The organism is Amycolatopsis sp. NPDC101161 (assembly GCF_044768185.1).
Lineage (GTDB): Bacteria > Actinomycetota > Actinomycetes > Mycobacteriales > Pseudonocardiaceae > Amycolatopsis.
In genome coordinates this window covers 733864-758882 of sequence record NZ_JBIWPI010000003.1, presented here as the reverse complement: position 1 = coordinate 758882, position 25019 = coordinate 733864, and the positions used below count along the sequence as shown (strand labels likewise).

The following is a 25019-nucleotide window of genomic DNA, read 5'->3' as shown; positions in this document are numbered from 1 at the left end:
AGACCGGAACATTCCGCTGGACCGGTACGGCAACCTTTGCCGCGAGTTGTGCGTTCTGCCGCGGTGAACCGGCTGGGGCCGGTCCGTTCCCCCGGTCCGCCAAGTGGCCCAATCCGCCGGTTTCCGCCCGGAAGGCAGCGGGACGGTGTTAACTTCCGTCCGTCATCCGCTGCCCCGAGCGAGGTGTTCCCGTCACCGTGACAGTGCACACGGACAAGTTCGCCGCCTACCTGCGCATGTTGAAGGACCGCAGCGGCCAGGGCTACGAACGGCTCGGCAGGCTGGCCGGGGCCAGCGGGTCCAGCCTGCACCGGTACTGCTCGGGCAAGAGCGTCCCCGCCGACTACCGCGTCGTCCACTCCTTCGCCAAGGTCTGCGGCGCCTCCGCGGACGAACTCCGTGAACTGCACCAGCTCTGGGCTCTCGCCGACGCCGGCCGGGTCGACGAGGTGCCGGCGGAACCCGTCGAGGCCCCCGCGCCGCGACGCCGGCGCTGGTACGCCGCGGTCGCCATCGCGGCCGTCGTCCTGCTCGCCGGCGGCCTGTTCTGGGTCACCGCCGACGGGTCGGGCGCGCCTCCTGGCCGGTACGCCGACCGGGTGCTGTTCTCGCCCGGCTGCCAGCCGCCGGTGAGCATGGGCCAGCACGACGAGTGCGTCACCGAGGTGCAGAACCTGCTGGCCTCGGCCCAGGGACGGCTCTCGGTCGACGGCTCGTTCGGCCCGGAGACCCTGCGCCGGGTCACCGCGTTCCAGGTGCTGGCCGGGCTGCCGCCCCGCGGCGTCGTCGACGACGCCACCAAGAACGCGCTCTACGACCACCGGACCAGCCTGGCGGGCTGGTCGCCGGCCATGGTGGAGCAGCGGATCCGGGCCGTGTTCACCGAAGCGCCGGACACCGCCGTCGCGATCGCCCGCTGCGCCTCGTTCCTCGACCCGCTGTGGGTGCTGCCGAACACGAACGGCAGCCGCAACTGGGGGGTATTCCAGATCTCCGACGCCCGTCTGCTGGACCTGGGCGGCACGCCGCGGCAGGCGTTCGACCCGGCCTGGAACATCGACGCGGCGCACCGCCTGTGGAGCGCGCGCCACGACTTCCACGACTGGCCGTCCTGTTCGGCGGCGCTGCAGACCCCGCCACCGCACTGAGCGCGAAGGGCGAAGCCCGCGCCCTCCGCGAGGGGCGGCCCCTGGGAGAGGGCCTGGAGGGCGCGGGCTTCGCGGCACGCTGACGCCGGAAACCCCGGACTGGCGGGGTTCCCGGCGTCAGACCCCCAGTGGCCGGATCAGACCGTGCCGTTCTCCCACCACCACGAGCGGCCGAGATCGGCGCGGCTGTCCACGTGCTGGTGGTCGGTGTTGTACGTCTCCAGGCCGGAGAACCCGCAGGTCTCGGCCTTCTGGTAGACGGTCTTGTTGGCCACGCCCGGCACGTTCAGGTCGGCCGCGGTGCCGTACAGGTGCATGCTGTCGCTGGCGCCGCCGATCTCCGCGTTGTGCGCGATGCTGCGGAACCCGGAGTTCACCGTGATCGGCGTGTTCCCGAGCTTCTTGCGCAGCGCCTCCAGCTTGTACATGCAGCGCCGGGCGTTCTCCTTGGCGGTGGCCGCGCTGACCTTGCCGCCGTTGAAGGTGCCGCTGTCCCGGTCGGTGAACTCGCTGAAGTTGAAGTGCGCGGTGGACCCGTCGCTCTGCTCCAGCGCGTTGAGCGCGGCCTGGGTGGCCGGGCCGACCTGCGCGTCCGCGCCGAGCCCGTAGGCGCTCTGGAACCTGCGGACGGCCGCCGCCGTGCCGGGGCCGAACTCGCCGTCGATCGAGACCCGGCTCTGGCTGGCGTGGTCGGCCGCCCAGCCCGCGACGCGGATCTGGAGCTCCGTGACGTCGGCGCCCGTGCTGCCCTCGGTGAGGGTGCGGGACCACGGGTACGCCTGGGCGGTGCCGGTCAGCAGCAGCGGGCTGACCGCCGCGGCCGCGCCGAGCACCACCGCGCCGCGCAACACCGTGCGGCGGCTCATGGGGAGGGTCATTCTCGTCCTTCCTGTAGGGAGGTTCACCGGTTGGCGAGCTGGTCGAGATCGGCCTGGGTACCGTTGAAGACGTCGCCGGTCGCCGGCGCGGGGATGCCGTCGGGGATAGCCGCGTCGGTGTACTGCCACATCAGCCAGGTCGTCGACCCGGCGGGCAGCGCCGGCTGCGTGACGGACTGCCGGTAGTCGGCGAGCTGCATCGGATACGCGGACAACGCCGTCGTGCCGCCCAGGCACGCGTCCAGGAACGACTTCTGGGTGTAGATGATCGGGGTCCGGCCGAACGCCGCCTGCACCTTGTCCAGCCACGCCTTGGCGTCGGCGACGGTGACGTACGGCGGGCAGCCGCCGGAGCCGTCGTCCTTCCACTCCAGGTCGAACACGGGCGGCAGGTCACCGGCGCGCTTGCCGGTGTACCCGGTGGCCTTCACGGCGGCGATGAACCGGTCCGCCTGCGCGCCGCCGGTGCCGGCGGCCGTGCCCGTGTAGAAGTGGTACGGCCCCACGGCCAGGCCGGCGTTGCGCGCGGCGGGCAGGTCGGTGGCGAGGTAGTCGTCGGTGACGTTCAGGCCGCGGGTCGCCTTGACGGTCGCGAACTCGACGCCGGACGCCTTCACCGCGCCCCAGTCGATCGGCGCGCCGCCGGGGTGCTGGTACTTCGCCGTGTCGACGCCGTCGATCGGGTGCCCGGCGGGTTTCGGCGGCACGCAGTAGGCGTTGCGGCTGGACCAGTCGGTGACCTTCGCCCAGGTGGTGGGCCCGGCGACGCCGTCGGCACTGGCGTTGACGCAGTGCTGGAACTCGATCACCCGGTTGCGGGTGCCATCACCGAAGTTGCCGTCGATCGTCAGCGGCGGGTAGTGGCCCGGCTCCATGGCGAGGTTCAGCCGGCACTGGAGCTCCTTGACGTCCGTGCCGGTCGAACCGCTCTGCAGGGTCGGGCGGGCGGTGGACAGGCCGCACACGACGCTCTGCGCGGTGCCCGCCGTGCCCTGGGTGGCGCACTTGCGCGGCCGCGCGGACCACGAGTTCAAGGCGGCCCAGGTGTTCGGCCCGACCTGGCCGTCCACGGTCAAGGCGGCGCACTTCTGGAACACGCGCACGCGGGCGTCGGTCGCCGGGCCGAAGGAGCCGTCCGCGCCGATGGGCGTGTACCGGCTCGCTTTGGTCGCCAGGTTGAGTTCGCACTGGGCTTCGGCTACGGCGGTGCCGGTCGCCCCTTGGGCCAGGGTGGGCTGGGAGCTGGTGTGCCCGCACACCGCGACGGGTTCGGCCGCGACCGCGGTTGCGGCCGCGGCGGGGACCACCAGCAGCACCGCGACGGCCAGAGCGAGTCTTTGCATGGCGAGGAGGCTGGCAGTGGTCCACTCCACCGGTCGCCGGTCACCACCCGATTCGGGACGCCGGGACGATCCCACCCGCCGGACCAGCGGGAACGCGGTCCCCGTGGGACGCCACTGGGACGGCGGGCCACGGGATCGTCCGGCGTTTCCCGGTGGTTCGGCTCCGTCGTGCAGCTTCCGGACGACGGCGGCCTCGGCCGTGCTGAGGAGGGCGCCGGGTCCTGGCCGGTCACTTCGACGAGGCGAGTCGGGCGTCGACCGGGACCAGAACACTGCGAGTGGTTTCCCCGCACAGCTTTCCGCCGGGTTGACAGCTTCGTGACAACGTCGATCCGGCGGTTCCGCCTTCGCGGCCCGGCTGCTGAGCTTGACGGGTGAAGCGCGGGAAGCTCGACGAGATCGTCAACGCGACCCTCCCGGCGCCCGGCTGGTGGCTGGTCGCCGCGACCGGGCTGGCCGCCGCGGCCGTGGCACTGGCTTCCGTGTCCGCCCTGCTGACCGGGCAGGGCCGCCTGCTGACCCGGTTCAACGTCCTGGGGACGTTCGTGCACGAAGGCGGCCACGCGCTGGTGAGCGTGCTGACCGGCGGCGGGGTCTACCGGCTCGGGATCGACAGCCCGGAATCCGGGGTGACGTGGTCCTGGGTCCCCTCGCGGTTCTCCTCGATCCTCACGACCGCGGCCGGGTACGCTATGCCGTCGCTGGCCGGGCTCGGGGCGGCCGTGCAGCTGCAGCGCGGGCACGTCGCCGCCGTGCTGACCCTCACCGTGGTCGCCGCCGGCCTGCTGCTGTTCCTGTCCGCCGACCTGCTCACCTTCGCCATCGTCGCGGGCATCGGCCTGGTCGCCTTCGCCGCGCTGGCCTGGGCGCCGCCGTGGACGCAGACGACGGTCGCCTACCTCGAGGCGTGGCTGCTGCTCACCAGCGAGCTTTCCGGCCTCGCCCACCTCGCCGCGGCCCGCTGGCACGGTGAAGTGTCCGAAATCGACGACGCCGCCAACCTCGCGGCGGAGACCCACATCCCCGACGTCGTCTGGATCGCCGGCTGGCTCGCGGTGATCGGCTGGGCGCTGGTCAAGGCGTTCCCGTTGCTGTGGCCGTGACCGGCGGCCACGGCCGGGCCTCCCCCAGCAAGCCGATCATGCCCGCCACCAGCCGCATCTGCTCCACCGTGCGGATGTCGGCCTCCACCAGCTTGGCCGAGCACACCAGGACCGCCAGGACCTGCGCCCGCGAGAGCGCGACGTTCAACCGGTTGCGGGACAACAGGAAGTCGAGGCCGCGGGGCAGGTCGACCGCCGAGGACGACGTCATCGTCGTGATGACCACCGGGGCTTCCTGACCCTGGAAGCGGTCGACCGTGCCGACCCGCACGCCCGGGAAACCGGCGTCCGCCAACGCCCGCGTCACCGTGCGCGCCTGCAGGTTGTACGGCGCCACGACGAGGATGTCGGTGTCGGCCAGCGGCCGCGCCGGGCCGTGGTCCGTCCACAGGCGACCGACCAGGTCTGTCACGACGTCCACGACCGCCGCGGCCTCCTCGACCGAGCGGGTCGTGTTGCCGTGGTGGTCGACCTCGGCGAGGTACAGCCCGGCGGGGACGTCCTCGAGGGCGCGCTCGGCGGCCGTCGGGTGGGCGCGCAGCTGCCCGGCGTAGGACAGCTTCGACACCGGCTCGCACACCGCGGGGTGCAGGCGCCGCGTCTCGTCGAGGAAGTAGCCGAGGTCCGCCGGCATGATGTCGGCCTCGCCGATCAGGTGGCCCAGCGCCGACGCCTCCGCGCCCGCGGGGTGGGTTCCCTGCACGACCTGCGGGAGCTGCTGCGGGTCGCCCAGCAGCAGCAGGTTCTTCGCGCACATCGACACGGCCAGCGCGTCGGCCAGGGCGAACTGGCCGGCCTCGTCGATGATCAGCAGGTCGAAGGGTTCTTCGCGGATGGCGGCGTTGGCGAACGTCCACGCCGTGCCGCCGACGAGGTGCCCGGTGTCGTGCTCGTCGCGCCACTTCACCAGCGCCGGGTTGCTCTTCGGCTGCTCCCACGGCGCGGCCGGGTCCGGGGTCCGCTTCGCGCGCTTGGCGCACGGCAGCTCGGGCGCGCTCTTCTTCGCCGCGCTCAGCACGTTTTCCACGGCCTTGTGGCTGGTCGAGGTGACGGCGACGGTGCGCCCGGCCCGCACGAGCCGGGCGATCAGCTTTCCGGCGAGGAACGTCTTGCCCGCTCCCGGCGGTCCCTGCACCGCCAGCGTCGAGCCGTCGAGGGCGTCGACCGCGTCGATCACCGCGGCGATCAGGTCCGTCCCCGGCTCCGGCAGGGCCGCTCCGCCGCGCAGCCGCGGCGGGGTCCGCCGGAGCAGGTCGACGCCGGGGTGCCGCGGCAGCGCCGGGAGCGTGTCCACGACCAGCTGCGCGAGGTCGGCGACCGCCTCGTCCTTGGGCAAGGGCCGCACCGGGCTGCCGGGCAGCACCGCGGACGGCCGGTCGGCGCTGGTGGCGTCGGGCGGGCAGCTCTCCTCCAGCGTCAGCTCCACCGCCGACGCGGCCGCGACCTTGGCGTCGCGGGTGCCGCCGTCGTAGCGCAGCCGCACCTCGTCGCCGGGCGCGAACGGGTGCGGCCGGTCCGGGTCGCACGCCAGGACGAGGGTCCGCTTCGCGGTGCGGACGCGGCCGGCCGGCGGGACCCACTCCCCCGCCTCCAGCGACACCGGCACGGTGCACGAGGTGTCGACCTCGAGGTCGCCGAGCGGCGCGGCGAGCTGGCGGAAGTACTCCCACCAGGCGGGGTTGGTCTCGCGGCGGTGGTAGCCGACCGCGGCGGCCAGCAGCGCGCGGGCCCGCTCGTCGGCGGTGAACTCGCCCGGGTCGTCCGGCAGCCCGTCGAGCAGCGGATCGACGAGCGCGGCCAGCCGGGCGGCGCGTTCGGCCCGCCGTTCGGCCGCGACGTCCTCCTCCGCCGCGCGCAGCAGCGCGTCTTCGGGCGACTCCTCCGGCGGGGCCACGAGCTCGATGCCGGAGCCGGCGCGGACCTGGTGGAGGAACTCGAACAGCCGCAGCGCCGAGACGCAGTCCTCCTCGCTGTCCCCGGCGATGCCGCGCAGGACCTCCTCCGCGCGGCCCGGCTCGGCGGCCAGCGTGAGGTACTCCTCGTAGGCCTCGACGTCCGACAGGGCGCTCTTCACATCACCCTCGCGGGTGCCGGGCCGGTAGAGCGGTTCGAGGTGCCGGAGGGAGTACGACCGCTGCGAGACCCGCAAGGCCTTGCGGACGACGGTGTGCAGGTCCACCAGCGCGCCCCCGCGCAGCAGCTGGTCGACCGTCTCCTCGCGCGTCCCGTGCACGGCGGCGAGCCGCTTGACGGCGGTCACCTCGTAGGGCCCGTAGTGGTAGACGTGCGCCCCGGGGTGCTCGGCGACCCGCGCGGCGGCGAAGTCCACGAACTCCTCGAAGGCCCGCTTCTCCTGGGCCCGGCTGTGCGCCCAGAACGGGGTGAAGCGCCGCTCGCCGTCGGGGGTGAGCGCGCCGAAGAGGAACTCCAGCCCCTCGCCCGCGAGGGCGTGCGGATCGCCCGCGAGGTCCACGAAGACGTCACCGGGATCGGGCGCCGGCAACGCGGCCAGGGCATCGGGGTCGACGACCTCGTAGCTGACTTCGCCGGTGGCGTCCTGCTTCACCTGCAGCGCGGCCTGGGCGCGCAGGGTGGTGAACGCGGTGGCGGACAGATCCCGCGGCCGGTCGCCCGGTGCCGCCGCCGCGAGCGCCTCGACGGACCCCAGCCCGGCGGCCACGAGCTTGCGGCGCTGGTCGCCCCGCATCCCGGCGACGAGCAGCAGGTCCCGATCGGCTTCCCGGGCCGAGGCGCAGTGGCGGGCGTACCCGCAGCCGGAGCAGGCCGGGCGTTCGTCCGCCCACAACGGCGTCGGAAGCACCGGCGCGCGGCCGTCCAGCCGGGCTCGCAGCCGGTCCACCAGGGGCCGGAAGTCCTCGGTCCGCAACGTCCGGGTACCGCCGTCGCCGAGGCGTAGGTGGACGTGCGGACCGGTCGGCCACCCGGCCCGGCGCAGCGCGTCGGCGAACGCGACCAGCCGGACGACGGCCGCCGGCTTGACCTGCCGGGCCGGTTCGGCGTCGTGGACTTCGTAGCGGCCTTCGGCGTCCTGGATCAGGAAGTCCGCGACACCGGAGAAGTCCTGGTCGTGGAGAACGGCCTGGTGGATGACCGCGGCGCCCGACCACAGCGCGGCCGCGGTGGTCTCGGCCGCGCCGACGCGGTCTTCGACGTCGACCTCGAAGACGTCGTGGCCCTCACGGCGCAGCCGGGCGAGCATGGCCCGCGCGGCGGCCCGCCTCCGCCGCCCGGCACCGGGATCCTCGACGGGCCGCGGCGCACCCGGCAGGCCGGCGGCCAAGGCCTGGTCGAGGAGGCTGCGGTGTTCGCATTCGAGGAGGTCGGCGAGATCGGCTGGGGTGAGCATCGCCAGGCAGTCTGACACGGCGATACACCCGGTCGGAGCAGCCCGCCCCGGACACGCCGTCCGGCCGGCCCACCTTCGTCAGGGCTTCGTCGGCGGGGTGGTGCCGGTCCGTTCGTCGCCGTAGCTGAGCCACGTCCCGGTCGGGGCGTGCTGCCCGACTCCCGGACGGTGGTAGTCGCACACGCCGTCCGGGAACGTCGTCCGCAGCCGCTTCCGGTCCGCCGCGGTGAAAGTGACCGGGTAGTCGCGGAAGTCCAGCGGCCGGAGCCGGCACTTCAGCACGTCCAGAGACAAGCTCTCCCCCGCGATCATGCGGGTGTTGGCCGCCACCGGGTACTGCGCGCCGCACTGGCCGCTCGCCGGGTACGTCAGCTTCTCGGTGATCCGCGACGCCGCGGTGAGGTAGCAGCCGTCGCCGAGGTCGGCCGGCCGGTTCGCCAGGACCTTCTGCTGGAGGCTCCGGTGCGACCCGTCGGCGTCGATCGCGGTCAGCCAGCGGTCCATCGCGCCGAGCTCGTAGACACTGGCCGCCGCCGCTTCGGCCGCGGTGGCGTGGTTTTCGATGATGACCTGGTTGCCCGCCGTGCCGTTGGCCCGCAGAAGCCGTTGCCGCATCACGTAAGACCACTCGGTGGTGTGGATGTCGTTGCCGAACCCGGCGAGGTCGAGGTCGGTCCGCTGGTCGATGATCGGCGTTTCCCGCAAACCCTGGGACGCGGAGTTCACGATGTCGTCGGCGTACACCGCGTCGAGCGCCTTGGGATCGGCGGCGATCCGTTGCGCCACGGGCTTTCCGGTGTAGTCGAGGCCGCCGATGGTCGCGTTGAGGTCGACGAACTGCGCCGCGGTGATCGTGCCGGCCTTCAGCGCGGCCAGGCCGTACTGCACGCCGGTGGTGTCCAGGGTGCTGCGCACGAACCCGGTCCGCGGGTCCCGCCCGACCTGGTTGACCAGCTGCTCGTTCGAGTTGCACTTCACCCCGCCCGGGTTGGTCACCGGATCCCACCGAGCAGAGACGGGGATGGCCGCGTTGCAGCTGCCGGTCGCGGTGGCGCGGCTGGCGAAGGTCTGGTCCCAGGAGACGCAGGTGTCGTAGCTGGGAAAGCCCGCGACGGCCTGCTTCTGCGCCGCGGTGAACGACGCCCCCGGCCCGGCGAAGTACCGGTTCAGCAGGCGGCAGTCCGACACGGGGCCGCCCACGCTCAGCGGGTCCGGGAACGAGACGCCGGGGATGATGCCGTCGACGATGCCGGGGTAGTTCTCCGCGATGTCGTACTGCTGGATCGCCCCGCCCGAGCCGCCCCAGCCGATGGTGTGGGCGACCGGGCCGTAGGTCTCGATGAAGTGTTCCTTGACCATCATCGCCGCTTCGGCCGAGATGATCGGGCTGCAGTTGTTGTCGAGCACGTTCAGGCTCGACGACGTGACCGCGTAGCCCTGGGCCAGGAACAGGTCGTTGACCACGCCGCCGGTCGAGGCGCCCTGGTGGTAGCCCGCGTTGCAGCCGCCGCCGAAGGTGTAGACCAGCTTCCCGTTCCAGCTGCTATCGGGTGCGAAGGGCGACGGCGCGCCGGCGTAGAGCGCCGCCATTTCGTAGACAGCGCGGTCGATCGTGCCGCGTTCGACGCGGACCACGTACGGCACCGCGTGCCCGTTGACGGTGGCCGTCGCGAGGTCCGCGGGCCGGGTCGCCGGGTCCGCCAGCGGCGCGAACGCCCCGGCGGTGGTCTTGTACTGGTAGCTCACCTGCGTCGGCGCGCTGCACAACGGCTGCGACGCCGCGGGCAGGCCGAACGCCTGGGTCTCGCAGTAGAACGGAACCTGCTGCGAACCGGAGAAGACAGGCCCGGTGATCGGGTGGTTGGTGACGCGCAGGTCCGCGCCGCGTCCGGTCGCCCGGGCGCTCAGGTCGTTGGCACCGTTTCGCAGGCCGGTCACCAGACCGAGCAGGCTGCCGTCCGGCTGGGCGTGGAAACTCGAGGTCACGTCGTGGCCGTTGGCGCTGACGCGGACCCGCGCGGCCGGTGTTCGCTCCGGCGGAACGACCTTGACGAGCACCTGTCCCCCGCTGACGAGCGCGGGCCGCGGGTTCGACACCGTCTCGATCGTCAGCTGCCGCCCGGGTGCGGGGCCGGCGGATGCCACCGCGGACCCCGTCAGCAGGACGGGCACGGTCAGGGCCGCCACGAGGACGGATGAGCGCACAGCACGGTTCGCCACCGGAGACTCCGCTCGCTCGTGGCACCGCGTCGTCGCGACACCGGGCAGGTGCCGGTATAGCACCTGCGGGCCGGGCGGAACAACCGCCGCCTTCGAGCCGTGGCGCGGGTTTCGGAACCGGAACCGCACGATGCGGGACGACCGTTCCATACCCGGCAACAGGTTCAGGAGCCGGCAGAGGCGGCGTACGTTCGCGGGCGCCTTCGGCTTCGGTCAGGTACGGCACCAGTCCCTCGGCGATCACCAGCACCGGCCGGCCACGCGGGACACGGTCCAGCCAGGTCGGGTCGGTGACGCCGGACCCGATCAGCGTGCAGTGCTCCCGCGGCGGCAGGACCTGCTCCCGCAGGGCGATGACGGCCGGGTAGTCGAGGTCGTACCACTCGACCGTGGCGGGCGGGTCGATCCGGAACACGCGGGCGTCGAGGCCGCGGCCCAGGTGCAGCACCACCGCGTCGGGGTGCTCCGCGAGGAAGTCCCGCGCCCAGTCGTCGTGCGCCTTGGCGCACCACCGCGACGAGGCCCAGCTGGCTGGTGCCGAACCGGCGCATCGCCCGCTCGGCCGCAGCACCGGGCTGAGCGTCTTCCGCGCTCCGGCGAGACCGGCGTCGTTCACGCTAAACCTCCGGTGGTGCCTGCAGGTCGTGGGCGCGGAACAGGACGGCGTGCTCGACACCCATGGCCTCGCCGCCCATCGCGGCGAACTTCGGGATGAAGTCTGCGGGGGCCGGGTGGTCCGGGAGCGCGGCCAGGTACTCGGCGTGCGCCTCCAGCGACGCGACCCCGCGGCGCAGCGGCTCCCCGGTGACGTCGACGCCGTGGGTCGGCTCCGTCATGCCCGCGGTGAGGTACCAGCGCGCGGAGTGCGGTTCGAGGCCCTCGTCCTCGACCTGCTCCGGGAAGACCCACCGGTTGCCCGCGTCGCGGATCGCGTCGAGCGTCGCGAGCCCGGCCGCGCGGTGGTCGGCCTGGTCGAACCCGTACGGCGTCTCGACCTCGAACGCGCTGCCGAACACGACGTCGGGCCGGAACCGGCGGATTTCCCGGCAGATGTCCCGCCGCAGGTCCAAGCCGTAGACGAGCACACCGTCCGGGTGTTCGAGGACGGTCAGGTGCTCGACGCCGACGACGTCGCAGGCGGCCCGCTGCTCGGCGACCCGCAGGCGAGCGGTCTCCTCGGGCGGGTTCGGCATGCCGGCCTCGCCGCGCGTGAGCAGCAGATAACCGACCTCGATGCCGCGTGCGGTCCAGCGGGCGACGGCCGCGGAAGTGCCGTACTCCATGTCATCGGGGTGCGCGACCACGCAGAGCACGCGCCGGAAGGACTCGTCGGGAAGAGGTGGCAACGTCATGCGGGCCATCCTGCCGTGTCCGGCCCGTCCCGGAGGGCCGAAGACCTTCCGCCCCTAGACTTCACCCCATGCGGGAAAAGTTCCACGACGAGCTGGCCGAGCTGGGCAACCAGCTGACGAACATGTGCCGGCTGGCGGCGGAGTCGATGCGCCGGGCGAACACCGCGCTGCTGACCGCGGATCTGGCCCTCGCGGAGCAGGTCCTCGGCAGCGACAGCGACCTCGACGACGCCCGGGCGGAGTGCGAGATCCACGCCCAGTCGCTGCTGGCGTTGCAGGCTCCCGTCGCCGGTGACCTCCGCACCACCTTGGCCGCGGTCTACTGCGCGGAGAAGATCGAGCGGATGGGCGACCTCGCCGCCCACATCGCCGACACCGCCCGGTTCGGACACCCCGACCGGGTGGTCCCCGCCGAGCTGGAAGCCACGTTCGCCGAACTCGGCGACGTCGCCGCCGGCATGGCCGACCGGCTGGCGGAGCGGATCACCGGCGACGCCACCGGCGCGTACGCCGAACTGCACGAAACCGACAACACGATCGACTCCCTGCACGCCGGGGTGCTCCGGCTGATCACCGGCGACCGCTGGGAACACGGGGTCCAGTCCGCGACCAGCCTCGCGCTTCTCGCCCGCTTCTACGAACGGTTCGCCGACCAGGCGGTGTCGGTCGCCAAGCGGCTCGAGTTCGCGGAGACCGGCGGCCTGCCGTCCCGCTGATCCGCGAGGTCGCGGCGCACCGGAAACCCCGCGCGGGCATCATGGCGGCCATGCCGCACCGCGTCCTGCTCGCCGACGACGACCGCGCCATCCGCGAGTCCCTCGTCCGGGCCCTCGACCTCGAGGGCTACCACGTCACCGAGGTCACCGACGGCGTCAGCGCGCTCGCCACGGCCCGGCGCGACGAGTTCGACGTGCTGATCCTCGACGTGATGATGCCCGGCGTCGACGGCCTCGGCGTCTGCCGCGTGCTGCGCGCCGAAGGCGACCAGACGCCGATCCTGATGCTGACCGCGCGGGTCGAAACCCCCGACCGCGTGGCGGGGCTGGACGCCGGGGCCGACGACTACCTGCCCAAGCCCTTCGAGCTCGACGAGCTCCTCGCCCGGCTGCGCGCCCTGTTGCGCCGCACGTCGGCGGAGCCCGACGCGCGGCGCACGCTCCGGCTGGGCGAGCTCGCGGTCGACCCGGCCGCCCGGCGGGTGTGGTGGCAGGGCACCGAGATCACGCTCTCCAAGACCGAGTTCGACCTGCTGGAACTGCTGGTGCGCAACGCCGGGATCGTGCTCGACCGCACCACGATCTACCAGCGCATCTGGGGGTACGAGTTCGGCGCGGACTCCAAGAACCTCGCCGTCTACATCGGCTACCTCCGGCGCAAGCTCGAGCAGGCCGGCGCGGCGGACCTGATCCACACCGTGCGCGGCGTCGGCTACTCGGTGCGGCCGGCGTGAACCTGCGCAGCAAGCTCGCGATCGCCTTCGCCGGCGTCGGCGCGGCCGCGGCGATCCTCGTCGGCGTGCTCAGCTACCAGGCCGCCTCCCAGCGCATCGACGCCGAGCTCGACCGGTCGCTGCTCACGACGTCGGCGGAGGTCGCGGCCGGCGCCACGCAGGTGCTCGCGCCGAGCCCGGTCACCCGCGGCCCCGATGACGACGACCACGACGAGGCCCAGCCGATGGTCGCCCAGGCGATCGCCCCGGACGGCGGCGTCCGCGCGATCGGCGGCCGCCCCGTCCGCCTCGACGTCGGCGACGACGACCGCGCGCTGGCCGCGACCGGCGCGCTCGGCGACCACCGCTACTGGAACTTCACCGCCGGCCGCGACGACTACCGCGCGATCACCGTCGCGCTCGGGCCCGGGCGCGGCGCCGTCCAGCTCGGCATCGACGTCGACGAGTCCCGGCACGTGCTCGGCGAGCTGGCCGCCCGCATCACCGGCGTCAGCGCCCTGGTCCTGGCGGTCGCGGCTCTGGCCGGCTGGCTGCTGGCCCGCCAGATCACCCGGCGGCTGGTCCGGCTCACCGACGTGACCGAGCAGGTCAGCGACGGCCGCCTCGACGACGTCACCGTGCCCACCGGCGGCCGCGACGAGGTCGGCCGGCTCGCGACCTCGTTCGACCGGATGCTCGGCCGGCTCGCCGACGCCCGCGCCGACCAGGACCGCCTGGTCCAGGACGCCGCGCACGAACTGCGGACCCCGCTGACCAGCCTGCGCACCAACGCCAGCGTCCTGCGCCGGTTCGCCGAGCTCACCCCGGAGTCCCGCGCCCGCCTGCTCGACGACGTCGACGGGGAGACCCGCGAGCTGACCCACCTCGTCGACGAGCTGGTCGAGCTCGCCACCCGCCGCTACGAAGCCGAAGAGCCAGCGCAGATCGAACTTCGGGAGGTGGCGGAGCACGCCGCCGAGCGCGTCCGGCGCCGGTCGGCACGCACCATCACCGTCACGGCCGACACCTCGGCGGTGAACGGCCAGGCGAAAGCGCTCGAACGCGCCGTCTCGAACCTCCTGGAAAACGCCGTCAAGTTCGCGCCCGACGGGCCGGTCGAGGTCGTCGTCCGCGCCGGCCGGGTCCAGGTGCTCGACCGCGGGCCGGGCATCGCCGACGAAGACGCGGTCCGCGTGTTCGACCGCTTCCACCGCGCGGACGGCGCCCGCGGGCTGCCCGGCTCCGGCCTCGGCCTGGCCATCGTGCGGGACATCGCCCTCGCCCACGGCGGCCGCGTGTTCGCCGAACCCCGGCCCGGCGGTGGCGCGGTGGTCGGGTTCACCGTCGGAGCCGATCTTCTCTTACCGAACTCTCACCCCGGTCACGTCGACGGCTAACCGGGCCCGGGAAGGGTGGACCGCGGAAGCGATCACCCGAGGAGCCCGATGTCCGCCACTCTCGCCGCCCGCCGCGTGGCGCGGCCCGCGGTGCGCGCGTGGTGGCGGGACGCCGCGGGCCTGACGGCGTGGCTGAGCGTCCTGTTCGTGGTCGCGCTCTGGGTGTCCGGCCGCGGCCTGCAGGACCTCGGCACGAACTTCTTCACTTCCACCGGGCGGCTGGCCGGGCTGCTGTCGGCGGACCTCCTGCTGCTGCAGGTGCTGCTGATGGCGCGGATCCCGTGGGTGGAGCGCGGCTACGGCCAGGACGAGCTGGCCCGCCGGCACCGGCTCGCCGGGTTCACCTCGATCACCCTGCTCGCCGCGCACCTCGTGCTGATCACCCTCGGCTACGCGGCGACCGACCGCTCCGGCGTCCTGGCCGAGGCGTGGGCGCTGGTGACGACCTACCCGGGCATGCTGCTGGCGGCCGCCGGCACGGCCGCGCTCGCCATGGTCGCGGTGACGTCGGTGCGGGCGGCCCGGCGGCGGCTGCGCTACGAGTCCTGGCACCTGCTGCACCTCTACGCCTACCTCGGCGCCGGGCTCGCCCTGCCGCACCAGCTGTGGACCGGCGCCGACTTCACCGCTTCCCCGGTCGCCACCGCGTTCTGGTGGACCGCCTACGCGTCGGCGGCCGGCGCCGTGCTCGTGTTCCGCGTCGGCCTGCCGGTGTGGCTCAACGTCCGGCACCGCCTGGTCGTCGAGCAGGTCGTGCCCGAAGGCCGCGGCGTCGTCTCGGTGTACCTGCGCGGCCGTGACCTCGACCGGCTTCCGGTGGCGGCGGGCCAGTTCTTCGTCTGGCGGTTCGCCTCCGGGCCGGGCTGGACGCGGGGCAAGCCGTTCTCGCTCTCGGCCGCCCCGGACGGGCACCGGCTGCGGATCACGGCGAAGGACCTCGGCGCGGGCAGCCGCCGGCTCGCCGGCCTGCGCCCCGGCACCCCCGCGCTGTTCGAAGGCCCGTACGGCCGCTTGACCGGGACTGTCCGAAAAGGACGGAAGCTCGCGCTGTTCGCCTCCGGCATCGGGATCACGCCGTTGCGCGCGCTCTTGGACGAACTCCCCTACCAGCCGGGGGAAGCCGTGCTGTTCCAGCGCGCCGGCCGCCCGGCGGACCTGCTGTTCCGGCGGGAGCTGGAGGAACTCGCCGCCCGCCGCGGGATCCGGATCCACTACCTGCTGGGGCGGCGCTCGCGCGACCGCGCGTCGTGGCTGCCCGCGGGGTACGCGCCGGTGCCCGACGAGCAGGTGCTGCGCCACCTCGTGCCCGACATCGCCGACCACGACGTCTACGTGTGCGGTCCCGACGCCTGGACCGGCGCCGTGCTGGAGAGCGCCCGCCGCGCCGGCGTACCCGCCGACCGCGTCCACGCCGAGCGGTTCGCCTGGTAGGAAAGGACTTCCGATGCGCAGGATCACCATCGCCTTCGCGGCTACCGTGTCCGTCGTCGTGCTGCTGTTCAGCTACCGCACCAGCACCGACCAGACGCCGGTCGCCACCAGCCGGCCGGCCCGCACGACGAACCCGCCCGCCCCTGGAGCGCCCACCGCCGGGACCGGCGGGACGTTCACCGGGGACGCCGCCGACACCCGTTACGGCCCGGTCCAGGTGCGGATCACCGTCGCGGGCGGCAGGATCACCGACGCCCAGGCCATCGAGTACCCGCAGGAAAGCGGCCGCGACGTCCGGATCAACTCGGCGGCCGTGCCGGAGCTGAACCAGGAGGCACTGCAGGCCCAGAGCGCGCAGATCGACACGGTCAGCGGCGCGACGTACACCTCCGAGGGCTACCAGCAGTCACTGCAGTCGGCGATCGACCAGGCCCACCGGTGACCGCCGCGCACCGGCCCCGCCGGTCCTGGACCCGGCCGGTCATGGGCACGGCGGCGAGCCTGCACGTGCGCGGTCCACGCGTCGACACCGACCCCGCCGTGGAACCGGCCGTGGCGGCGGTGTTCGGGCACCTGCGGGCCGCCGACGAACTGTTCAGCACCTACCGGCCGGACAGCCAGGTCAGCGCGCTCCGCCGGGGCGAGCTGCCGCGTGCGGAGTGGCACCCGTGGCTCACCGAAGTCGTGGCGCTGTGCGACGAAGCGCGCGAGCGCACCGACGGCTACTTCGACGCGGCACTGCCCGGCGGCTTCGACCCGTCCGGGCTGGTGAAGGGCTGGGCGGCCGAACACGCCGCCGCCCACGTCGCCCGCCTCCCCGGGTTCGACCACTACCTCAACGTCGGCGGCGACATCACCGGCCGGGTCGGCACCGCAAGTGCCCCGCCGTGGCGGGTCGCCGTCGAAGACCCCGCCGGCACGGCCGCCTTCCTGGCGATCCTCGACCTCCGCGCCGGGGGCGTGGCGACGTCCGGCTCGGCCGCTCGCGGCGCGCACATCGTCGATCCGCGCACCGGCACCCACCCGAGCGAGCTGCTCGCCGTGACGGTCACCGGGCCGACCCTGCTCTGGGCGGACGTCTTCGCGACGGCAGCGTTCGCCCGTGGCGGCGAAGACGTCGCCGAATGGGTCTCGACGCACGCGCCGGGTTACCGCGTCGCCGTCCTCGCCCGCGCTCCCTGAGCACGTGGGCGTCCCCGATCCCGTCACCCTCCACAAAGGACACCATGACCACCCTGAACGGACTGCCCGCCCACGTGCTGCTCGTGCACGCGATCGTCGTCCTGCTCCCGCTGTCCGCCCTGTTGCTGGTCCTCAGCGCGCTCTGGCCCGCCGCGCGCGGCAAGCTCGCCGGCCCGAACGCGATCCTGTCCGTCGTCGTCGTGATCCTCGTCCCGATCACGACCGACGCCGGCGAATGGCTGGAGCGCCGCGTCGCCTCGACCCCGCTCGTGCGGGACCACACCGAGCTCGGCGACACCGCGCTGTGGGTCGCGCTCCCGGTGGCCGTGCTCGCGCTCCTCGTCTGGTGGCGCCGGCGGGAGAGCCTGCGGACCCCCGCGTCCAGCCGGACGTTCCTGGCCCCGGCGTCGACGCCGGTGACGGTGGTGCTGTCGGTCCTCGCCGTCGTGGCCGCGGGCGCGGCGGTCTACGACATCTACCGCATCGGCGACTCCGGCGCGCAGGCCAGCTGGCAGGGCCAGTTCAGCTCGACCCCGGCGCCGCGCGGGCCCGGCGGCTGAGCCCGAGACCGGACGGGAGGAACGGCTCACGAGGACCGGGCTCCGCCTCTGACCGGGTGGAATCCCCGGGCCGGACCACCTAGAGCCGACCCGCGCGAGCCCGCCGTTCACCCTCCGCGTCCATATCGGACGCCGTGTGCATGACCCGCGGTCGTGCGGGGTAACCCCGCCGCGATCACCCCGGCGTCCGGCCGGGACGACCGAAGGGACCCGACATGAGCCTGAACGACGACGACATCTCCACGACCTCCGGCGGCGGGCCGGAGGGTCCGGCCGACTCCGGGGCCGGCCAAGGCACCCCGGGCCAGCACGACGGCGGAGCCGACGGCGGAGCGGACAGCGGCGCCGAAGGCCCGGCCGACTCCGGCGCGGGCGAAGGCACCCCCGGCCAGCACGACGGCGGAGCCGACGGCGGCGCGGACAGTGGCGCACGCTGATCTCGGCGAGCCCGTCGCCGGCACCGAGGACCCGGACACGGGCTTCTCGGTGCCGGCGGGCGCTCGCCCCCAGGCCACCCTGCGGCGGCTCGTCGGCCCGGACGTCGACGGCTTCGCCGCGCGGCACTGGGGCCGCGAGCCCCTCGTCCGGACCGGTGCCGGCGAGAACGGCTTCCCCGACCTGCTCGACCTCGACGGCGTCGACGAGCTCCTCTCCCGCCGCGGCCTGCGCACGCCGTTCCTGCGCCTCGCCCGCGATGGCGCCGTGCTCGACTCCAGTGCGTTCACCGGCGGTGGCGGCGTCGGCGCGGAGATCGGCGACCAGGTCCGCGACGACAAGGTCGCCGCCCTCTTCGGCGACGGCAGCACGATCGTGCTGCAGGGCCTGCACCGCACCTGGCCGGCCATCGCGGACCTCGCCGTGTCCTTGACCGACGAGCTCGGCCACCCGGTCCAGGCCAACGCCTACATCACGCCCCCGTCGTCGCAGGGCTTTTCCGCGCACTACGACGTGCACGACGTGTTCGTGCTGCAGCTGGCCGGCCGCAAGCACTGGACGGTGCACGCTCCCGTCCACGAAGCCCCGCTACGCGGCCAGCCGTGGGCCGAGCGCGCGGAAGCCGTCGCCGCCCGCGCGCGCGACGACGCCCCGGTGCTCGACCGGGTGCTCGAGCCCGGAGACGTCCTGTACCTGCCGCGAGGTTGGCTGCACTCGGCCACCGCGCTCGGCGACGTTTCCGCCCACCTGACCATCGGCGTCCACGTCGTCACCCGGTACGCGCTGGTCGAGGCGCTCGCCGACCTCGTCGCCTCCGACGAGCGGCTGCGCACCTCGCTGCCGCTGGGGGTCGACGTCGCCGAGCCCGCCGACCTCGCCGCCGACCTCGACGTCGTGCGGGCGACGCTGGCCGAGGCGCTGACTACCGTCACCGCCGACGACGTTGCCCGGCACGTCCGCGCCCGGGTGTGGCCGGGCGGCCGGCCCGAGCCCGTCGGCCCGATCGCCGCCGCGCGGTTCGCCCACGAGCTCACCCCCGGCGACACCGTGCGTCGCCGGCACGGCCTGCGCCACCGCCTCCAGGAGACCGGCGACGGCCGGATCGCGCTGGAGCTGGCCGACCGCCGGATCACGCTGCCCTCGGCCACGGCCGAGGCGCTGCGCGCGGCGCTCGACGGGCAGCCGTGGCGCGTCGGCTCGCTCCCGGGCCTGCCCGAGGCGGACCAGCTCGTCCTCGTCCGGAGACTGCTGCGGGAAGGCGTACTCGTGGCCTGCACTCCATGACCCCCATGCCGCTCACCGGACGGCCGCGCTGCGCGGACCTCGCCGACGCCGCGGGCGACGCTCGCGAAGGAACGGCGCCGCCGGCGGACCAGTGGCTGCTCGTCGAGCACGCGAGGCCGTGGGAGCGCAGCGCCCTAGCGGCGTTCGACGCGGACGTGCTGGCCGCTCTTTCCGGCTGGGCGGCCGAAACCCGCGGCCGGGTCGTGCTGATCCGGCGGCCGGGACGCCGCACCCCGGGAGCGGGTGGCCCGCGCCGGTGGTTCCGCGTCGACGCCCGCCCCGGCCGCGAGGAGATCCGGGCCGGCGAGTACCACGGCGACGCCGAGGTCGCGGCCGTGCCGCACCTCGCCGGGCGCCGGTCGGAGCGGCCGCTGACGCTGGTCTGCGCGCACGGCAAGCACGACACCTGCTGCGCGGTCCGCGGCCGCCCGCTCGCGGCGGCGCTGGCCGCGGCCGACCCGGAGGGCACCTGGGAGTGCAGCCACATCGGCGGGTGCCGGTTCGCCCCGGCCCTCGTGCTGCTGCCCCACGGGTTCACGTTCGGCGGCGTCGGACCGGCCGAGGCGCTCGCCCTCGTGCGCGGCTACGCGCGCGGAACGCTCACCCCGGACGCCCTGCGCGGACGGTCCTCGGTTTCCCCGGTCGTCCAAGCGGCACAACACCACGCGCGCGTGGCCACCGGCGCGACGGGCGTGGACGACCTGCACCCGGTCGCCTGCACCCGGGAGGACGACAGCGCCTGGCGCGTCACGCTGGCGCGGCCCGACTGCACTGTCCTGCTCCGGGAACGGCTCGTGACGGTCGACCGGCCGTTGACGTGTGCCGCCCGGCCGCCGGGCCGGGTCCGGGTTTTCGATCCCGTGGAAGTGTTCCGCCCGGTCGACCGGTAGCCCGTCGTTCGCGGCGCCTGGTCAAGGAGTGCGGGGGGACCACCGTTGGGCGGTACGCCCCGGCGCGGGCGTGCCCCACGATGAGGCGATGGAGGTCCACCCCTACCCCTTCGGGGACGCCGTGGCGCTGCAGGTCCACCCGCGGTTCGCCGAGCTGCGGAAGGCGCGCGCGCCGGTCCGCGTCACGATGCCCTACGGCGGCGACGCCTGGCTGGTGACGCGCTACGAGCAGACGCGGTTCGTGCTGTCCGACCCAAGGTTCTCGCGCGCCGCCGCGGCCGGGGCGGACGTGCCGCGCGGGCGTCCCGGCCTCGAACCGGCCGGCAACCTGCTGGCCATGGATCCGCCCGAGCACCACAGGATCCGCGCGCTGGTGGCCAAGGCGTTCACCGCCCGCCGGGTGGAGCTGCTCGAGCCGCGGATCCGGGAAATCGCCGACACGCTCCTCGACGGCCTCACCCCGCCCGTCGACTTCGCGTCGGCCGTGGCGTGGGAGCTGCCCGTGCTGGTGATCAGCGAGCTGCTCGGCGTGCCGGCGGACCAGCGCCGGATGGTGCGCGAGTGCACCGAAACGCTGGTCGCCTCGGGCGGAGCCGTGACCGCCGCGGACGTCACGGAGGCGCGCGGAAGGCTGGCGGGAGCGCTGAACACGCTGATTGCGCAGCGCCGGGCGGAGCCCGCCGACGACCTGCTGACCGCGCTCGTCGCCGCCCGCGACGAGGAAGACCGCTTGAGCGACAACGAACTGCTCATGCTCGGCGTGGCCCTGCTGGCCGGCGGGCACGAGACCACGGCGAACCTCACCGGCAGCTTCCTGGTGGAGCTGCTCTCCGACCGCGAACGGTGGACGACGCTCGTCGCCCATCCCGAGTTGATCCCGTCGGCGGTGGAAGAGCTGCTGCGGTTCGTCCCGCTGGCGACGGTCGCGGACCTCGCACGGATCGCCAAGGAGGACCTCGAAATCGGCGGCCAGCCCATCCGGGCCGGCGACGCGGTCCTGGTCCAGCTGGACTCGGCCAACCGCGACGAATCGGTGTTCGCCGCGGCCGAGGACCTGGACTTCGGCCGCAAGGTCAACCACCACGTGGCGTTCGGCTTCGGCGTGCACCACTGCGTCGGCGCGCCACTGGCGAGGCTGGAACTGCGCGTCCTGCTCTCGACGTTGGTCCACCGGCTGCCGGGCCTGCGCCTCGCGATCCCCGCGGACGACCTCGAGTGGCGCCGCGGTGGACTGATGCGCGGGGTCGCGAGCCTGCCCGTCACCTGGTAGTCAAACGCGGACCTTCCATTCGACGAACACGACCGCCGCGCCCACTCTGGACGCGACTCCGAGCTTCCGGATGATCCGGCTGACGTGCGCCCGGACCGTGCGCTCGCTGATCACCAGCCGGCTCGCTATTTCCCGATCCGTCTTGTCCTCCGCGACGATCGCGAGCACTTCGAGCTCCCGGTCGCTCAACACCCCGACCGGACTGCACAACACGGCGATTTCCACTGTCTCCCCCTCACACCTGCGAACGCCCCCAGCGTCCCAGGCCCCGTCGACAATCCGTCGACAGTCAGCCGGGCGGCCAGCGGCGGGCGGCCAGCTCGCCCAGCGGGGTGTTGACCAGCTGGCGCCGGCGTTGCGGGGTGAGCCGTTCGTACGCCGGGAGCATGTCGGCCTCGATCCACTTCCACCGGTCTTCGAACACCGTGATGTCGCCGCCGGGGACGACCTCACGGAACGGCTTCCCGCCGGGTACCGGCGACAGCGCTTCGCGGGACATCTGGTCGGGGATCAGGTCGAAGTCCTTCATGTCGCGGATCTGAGCGTAGAACGGCGCCACGACGGTTTTTTGCTCCCGCAGCAGCAGTTCGTGATTTCCCCGCCGGACCCGGCCGGCATCTCCGGAAGCGATGTCCCGCCACGCGTCGGCCTGCGCACCGGCGGTGGCCACCAGTTCCGGCAGACCCGCTTGGACGAAGGCCTGGTGCTGCCAAGCCAGGTCCTCGAAGATCGCCTGCTGCGTCCGGAGCAGCACGACCTGCAGCCCGTGCGCGTAGTTCACGATGAGCCCGGCGCTCGGATCCTGGCCGATTCCCCACTTGGCGGCGTCGAACTGCTGCTGCGTCTCGAGCAGCCCGTGGTAGACGGCGCCGCCCGCGAGCTTCGCCATCCCGGCCCACAGCAGGTTCTCGTTCCGATTGAACAGTCCCGCGTAATAGGCGTAGACGCGCTCGACGATCGTCCGCTGGCGCTCGAAGCCCTCGTCCGGTTTCCAGTCGGCTGCATTGATTCCGGCCGCGGCCAGAGCCAACCGCCGCCATTCGGGTACCTGCCGCGCCGGTGCCGCCGGGGGCGCCGCGACGACGACCGGGGCCTGCAGCGCCGGGCGCACGATGCTCGTGCGGACAGCGGTCCACTCCTGCGTCAACGCGCGCTCGCCGCGCCGGATCGCCCGCCCGCGCAGCTCCGGGTGCCGAGCGTGGAAGACGACGTCGGTCAGCCAGTTCTCGTCCCGTTTTCCCCCGGAGACGAGCAGCTGCACGGCCAGAGCCGCGTTGCCCGACTTGAGTGCGGTGCGAGCCAGGATCGGCAGCCGCGCCACGGTGTCGGCCCAGTCCTCCAGCTCGCGCTCCAGCGAGAAGTGACCCTCCACATCGGACAGTCCACTGGCGAACGGGCTGAGCAATCCGTTCGGGCCGGCTAGGAAAGATCGGTCAGCCACAGCCAGCCCGTCCTTCCCGCGTGCGCGCCGCCGGTCACCGTGACCTTCGTCCAGAACCACGACTGGGACGGCACGGGCGACCTCGGGCGGACGTCGAGCCGCTGCAGCGGCGTGCCCTTCGGCAAGGTCGCGATCGTCTTGCGTGTGGCCAGGTTGTCCCACAGCCGCGCGGCTTTCGCCGTCACCTTGCGGCTTTCGGCGATCGGTACCGCTTCCGACGGGACGTCGCCGGACGTCTTGCTCGCGTTCCACAGCCGGGCCGCCGCCAGGAAGGTCGGCGACGGCACTCCCGCGGACACGACCTCGAACTTCACCAGCGCGAGTGGTCCGCGGTGCGGCCAAGTCCAGCCCCAGCGCACCGAGCCGTAGTAGGTGCCCTTCTGGGTCCCGGCCGTCACGACGGCCGCCGTCTCGAACTGCTGGCTCCAGAGCCCGGTGTGCACCGTGTCCGCCGCCGTGCCGTCGTCGCCGGAACTCAGGTTCGGCTGGTCGTGCATCGTCGCGTCGGTCGTCTGCCACTGCCCGTTCGCGTCCTGGCGGCGAGCACCGGGGGTCGCCGGCTCGTACCACGGCGCCGGGTTCCGCGGGAACCGGTCGATGTGCGCGCCGTCGCCGGGCACCATCCGGCTCTCGGCGGTCCGGCGCTCCTTGTCGTTCGCGGTGTACTTGTTGTGCGGCAAGCCGTTCTTGACCGACCGCGCCAGCTGGAGGAACTCGATCCGCTCGGCGTCGGCGAACTTGCCGGGCGTGAACGCGATGCCGATGTCGGCGCCGTGGCCGATGACCCGGTCGATGTCGTCCGACAGCACGTCCTGCAGGGTGTACCGGTCGACGGTGAACGAGCCGGCCCACGTCTTCACGGTGGCGACCGCGGGTGCCGCGGGGGTTTCCCGCTCCGGGGCCGGCTCGGCCACGGACGCGTGCGTCCACTCCCACTCCCACCGGGGTTCGGGAAGTGTCCAGCCGCGCACCGTCCTCACTCCTTCCGGCCGTTGACCGACGGCGCGAGGGTCGCTCCGTTGGACGCCTTCATGCCGGTCGGCGGCGAAGCGGGCACGGGCACCCGCAACGGCTGGGTGCCGGTGACGACGGGACGCGGGTAGGCCGGCGACTCCTTGACCCGCTCGCCGGTGGCGGACTGCCAGTTGTTGATCACCGAGCGCGCGTCGCTCACGAGGTTGTTCTTGCCGGTGAACAGGCTCGCCGCGGTCTCCTCGGTGTCGAACAGCCCGAGCTCGATGCCGCGCAGCAGCGTCGACATCGGTTCGGCGAGGTCGAACAGCTCCCGCGAGCGCAGGGCCGGGGTGATCCCCACCTTCTGCCCGAGCGCCCCGAGCCGGTCGGCCGCGTTGCTCGCCTGCGCCTGCAGGTCGGTGATCACCGACGTGTCGGTGTCGATGGTCAGGTGGAACCAGTTCAGCATCGTCACGTAGGCGAACTCCTCGCGGGCGAGGGAGCCGCCGCGGCGGCGGTTGCCCAGCAGGTCCTTGATCGCGGTGGACAGCAGGGCGATGTAGCCCGGGTCGGTCGGGTTGGGACCGCTGTTGTTCGCCGTGTTCTCCAGGCCGATCCAGACCTGGCGCAGGAATTCGCTCCACTTCTGCCGGAAGTCGAGGTTCACCGGGCCGGTCAGCGCCTTCCAGTCGGCCAGCGGGCCGGAGCCGGCCCACACCGGCGGCACCGGGTGCGCGAGGTCCAGGCCGAACATGCGCCAGTACGCGTTGCGCCGGTTGGTCCGGTCGAACGGGCGGACCTCGCTGAGCACGCTGGCCACCGAGAACGTCGGGCTGTCCCGGAAGAACAGCTGCTCGGTCGCGCGCAGCCAGGCGATGCTGTCCGGCGACAGCACCCCCATCGTCTCGCCGACCAGCAGCCGCCGCACGACCTCGGCGAAGATCTCGACGATGCCCGTGCTCTCGAGGACGTAGGCGTAGGCCAGGTGGTGCCAGAGCAGCGGCGGGCAGAACAGCTGGTTCGGCCGCCCGCTCCACTCGAACCTGAACGGCACGTCGTTGTTGATGCCGGACGGGGCCAGGAACGCGTTGAGCCCGTCGGTCGAGGTGAAGGTGTCGTCGCCCGGCTGGGTCGGCAGGTCGAGCGCGTCGAGCACCGCGTCGTCGAAGAACGTGGCGAAGAACTTGAGGTCCGACTGCCCGGTCGGGTCCGGGATCTGCGGCGTCCGGCGGGCCCCGCCCCACACCTCGTCGAGGAAGTACGCGATCTGCCAGGGATGCAGGCGGAACACCCGCTGCGCACCGAAAATCTTGGCCAAGGGAAAGAACATGACGC

At 73.4% G+C, this 25019-nt stretch carries 22 protein-coding genes and 1 pseudogene; 13 read left to right on the top strand and 10 right to left on the bottom strand.

The features are described 5' to 3' along the window. The first annotated feature begins 197 nt into the window (after nucleotides 1–197). Nucleotides 198–1148, top strand: coding sequence for a helix-turn-helix domain-containing protein (locus ACIRSS_RS25315; RefSeq protein ID WP_400898959.1), 951 nt, complete (start codon nucleotides 198–200; stop codon nucleotides 1146–1148). 137 nt (nucleotides 1149–1285) lie between these two features. Here ACIRSS_RS25315 and ACIRSS_RS25310 read toward each other — a convergent pair whose 3' ends face one another. Both ACIRSS_RS25310 and ACIRSS_RS25305 read right to left on the bottom strand, forming a co-directional pair. Then, nucleotides 1286–2026, bottom strand: coding sequence for a D-Ala-D-Ala carboxypeptidase family metallohydrolase (locus tag ACIRSS_RS25310; RefSeq protein WP_400898957.1), 741 nt, complete (start codon nucleotides 2024–2026; stop codon nucleotides 1286–1288). A gap of 23 nt (nucleotides 2027–2049) precedes the next feature. Next, nucleotides 2050–3369, bottom strand: coding sequence for a GH25 family lysozyme (locus ACIRSS_RS25305; protein ID WP_400898955.1), 1320 nt, complete (start codon nucleotides 3367–3369; stop codon nucleotides 2050–2052). A 374-nt stretch (nucleotides 3370–3743) separates the two neighbouring features. On the opposite strand from ACIRSS_RS25305, the gene ACIRSS_RS25300 reads away from it, so the two are divergent. Beyond that, the gene (locus ACIRSS_RS25300) at nucleotides 3744–4472 is read left to right on the top strand and encodes a M50 family metallopeptidase (protein WP_400898953.1); all 729 of its coding nucleotides are present in this window, start codon (nucleotides 3744–3746) and stop codon (nucleotides 4470–4472) included. Here ACIRSS_RS25300 and ACIRSS_RS25295 read toward each other — a convergent pair. The 4 genes and pseudogenes from ACIRSS_RS25295 to ACIRSS_RS25280 form a co-directional block, all read right to left on the bottom strand. Further along, nucleotides 4444–7839, bottom strand: a complete 3396-nt coding sequence (locus tag ACIRSS_RS25295) for a TM0106 family RecB-like putative nuclease (RefSeq protein WP_400898951.1) — start codon at nucleotides 7837–7839, stop codon at nucleotides 4444–4446. The genes ACIRSS_RS25300 and ACIRSS_RS25295 overlap by 29 nt on opposite strands. A 78-nt stretch (nucleotides 7840–7917) precedes the next feature. Beyond that, complete coding sequence (locus ACIRSS_RS25290; protein WP_400898949.1) at nucleotides 7918–10059, bottom strand: DUF6351 family protein; 2142 nt, start codon at nucleotides 10057–10059, stop codon at nucleotides 7918–7920. Between the two features lie 214 nt (nucleotides 10060–10273). Then, nucleotides 10274–10630, bottom strand: a pseudogene (locus ACIRSS_RS25285) (class I SAM-dependent methyltransferase); the annotation flags it as partial. Nucleotides 10631–10676: 46 nt separating this feature from the next. After that, on the bottom strand, nucleotides 10677–11420 hold the full coding sequence (locus tag ACIRSS_RS25280) for a PIG-L deacetylase family protein (RefSeq protein ID WP_400898947.1): 744 nt from the start codon (nucleotides 11418–11420) through the stop codon (nucleotides 10677–10679). 59 nt (nucleotides 11421–11479) lie between these two features. Here ACIRSS_RS25280 and phoU point away from each other — a divergent pair, with 59 nt between their 5' ends. From phoU to ACIRSS_RS25225, 11 genes are all read left to right on the top strand, one after another. Beyond that, nucleotides 11480–12127: a phosphate signaling complex protein PhoU gene (gene phoU, locus ACIRSS_RS25275; RefSeq protein ID WP_400898945.1), complete on the top strand. Its 648-nt coding sequence runs from the start codon at nucleotides 11480–11482 to the stop codon at nucleotides 12125–12127. A gap of 41 nt (nucleotides 12128–12168) precedes the next feature. Further along, a complete protein-coding gene (locus ACIRSS_RS25270) occupies nucleotides 12169–12861 on the top strand; it encodes a response regulator transcription factor (RefSeq protein ID WP_400898942.1) in 693 nt (230 codons plus the stop codon). Further along, the gene (locus ACIRSS_RS25265; RefSeq protein ID WP_400898940.1) at nucleotides 12858–14237 is read left to right on the top strand and encodes an ATP-binding protein; all 1380 of its coding nucleotides are present in this window, start codon (nucleotides 12858–12860) and stop codon (nucleotides 14235–14237) included. The genes ACIRSS_RS25270 and ACIRSS_RS25265 overlap by 4 nt, the downstream gene beginning before the upstream one ends. A 48-nt stretch (nucleotides 14238–14285) precedes the next feature. Next, nucleotides 14286–15668, top strand: coding sequence for a ferric reductase-like transmembrane domain-containing protein (locus tag ACIRSS_RS25260; RefSeq protein WP_400898938.1), 1383 nt, complete (start codon nucleotides 14286–14288; stop codon nucleotides 15666–15668). 13 nt (nucleotides 15669–15681) lie between these two features. After that, entirely contained in the window at nucleotides 15682–16110 is a 429-nt protein-coding gene (locus ACIRSS_RS25255; protein ID WP_400898935.1) for an FMN-binding protein, read from the top strand. Beyond that, nucleotides 16107–16850, top strand: a complete 744-nt coding sequence (locus tag ACIRSS_RS25250; RefSeq protein ID WP_400898933.1) for an FAD:protein FMN transferase — start codon at nucleotides 16107–16109, stop codon at nucleotides 16848–16850. The genes ACIRSS_RS25255 and ACIRSS_RS25250 overlap by 4 nt, the downstream gene beginning before the upstream one ends. Before the next feature lie 44 nt (nucleotides 16851–16894). Further along, a complete protein-coding gene (locus ACIRSS_RS25245; protein WP_400898931.1) occupies nucleotides 16895–17410 on the top strand; it encodes a DUF2231 domain-containing protein in 516 nt (171 codons plus the stop codon). A gap of 215 nt (nucleotides 17411–17625) precedes the next feature. Further along, nucleotides 17626–17847, top strand: a complete 222-nt coding sequence (locus ACIRSS_RS25240) for a hypothetical protein (protein WP_400871560.1) — start codon at nucleotides 17626–17628, stop codon at nucleotides 17845–17847. Continuing rightward, the gene (locus ACIRSS_RS25235) at nucleotides 17834–19129 is read left to right on the top strand and encodes a cupin domain-containing protein (RefSeq protein ID WP_400898929.1); all 1296 of its coding nucleotides are present in this window, start codon (nucleotides 17834–17836) and stop codon (nucleotides 19127–19129) included. The genes ACIRSS_RS25240 and ACIRSS_RS25235 overlap by 14 nt, the downstream gene beginning before the upstream one ends. After that, on the top strand, nucleotides 19126–20019 hold the full coding sequence (locus tag ACIRSS_RS25230) for a sucrase ferredoxin (protein WP_400898927.1): 894 nt from the start codon (nucleotides 19126–19128) through the stop codon (nucleotides 20017–20019). The genes ACIRSS_RS25235 and ACIRSS_RS25230 overlap by 4 nt, the downstream gene beginning before the upstream one ends. Nucleotides 20020–20107: 88 nt before the next feature. Then, nucleotides 20108–21289 (top strand): cytochrome P450, encoded by a 1182-nt coding sequence (locus ACIRSS_RS25225; protein WP_400898925.1) that lies wholly within the window; start codon nucleotides 20108–20110, stop codon nucleotides 21287–21289. Here the strand turns inward: ACIRSS_RS25225 and ACIRSS_RS25220 are convergent, their stop codons facing one another. The 4 genes from ACIRSS_RS25220 to ACIRSS_RS25205 form a co-directional block, all read right to left on the bottom strand. Further along, a complete protein-coding gene (locus ACIRSS_RS25220) occupies nucleotides 21290–21478 on the bottom strand; it encodes a LuxR C-terminal-related transcriptional regulator (protein WP_400898923.1) in 189 nt (62 codons plus the stop codon). A 100-nt stretch (nucleotides 21479–21578) separates the two neighbouring features. Beyond that, nucleotides 21579–22730: a hypothetical protein gene (locus tag ACIRSS_RS25215; protein ID WP_400898921.1), complete on the bottom strand. Its 1152-nt coding sequence runs from the start codon at nucleotides 22728–22730 to the stop codon at nucleotides 21579–21581. Further along, nucleotides 22709–23701 (bottom strand): hypothetical protein, encoded by a 993-nt coding sequence (locus ACIRSS_RS25210; RefSeq protein ID WP_400898919.1) that lies wholly within the window; start codon nucleotides 23699–23701, stop codon nucleotides 22709–22711. Before ACIRSS_RS25210 ends, ACIRSS_RS25215 begins: the two co-directional genes overlap by 22 nt. Nucleotides 23702–23706: 5 nt before the next feature. After that, on the bottom strand, nucleotides 23707–25002 hold the full coding sequence (locus tag ACIRSS_RS25205; protein ID WP_400898917.1) for a hypothetical protein: 1296 nt from the start codon (nucleotides 25000–25002) through the stop codon (nucleotides 23707–23709). Nucleotides 25003–25019 lie beyond the last annotated feature (17 nt).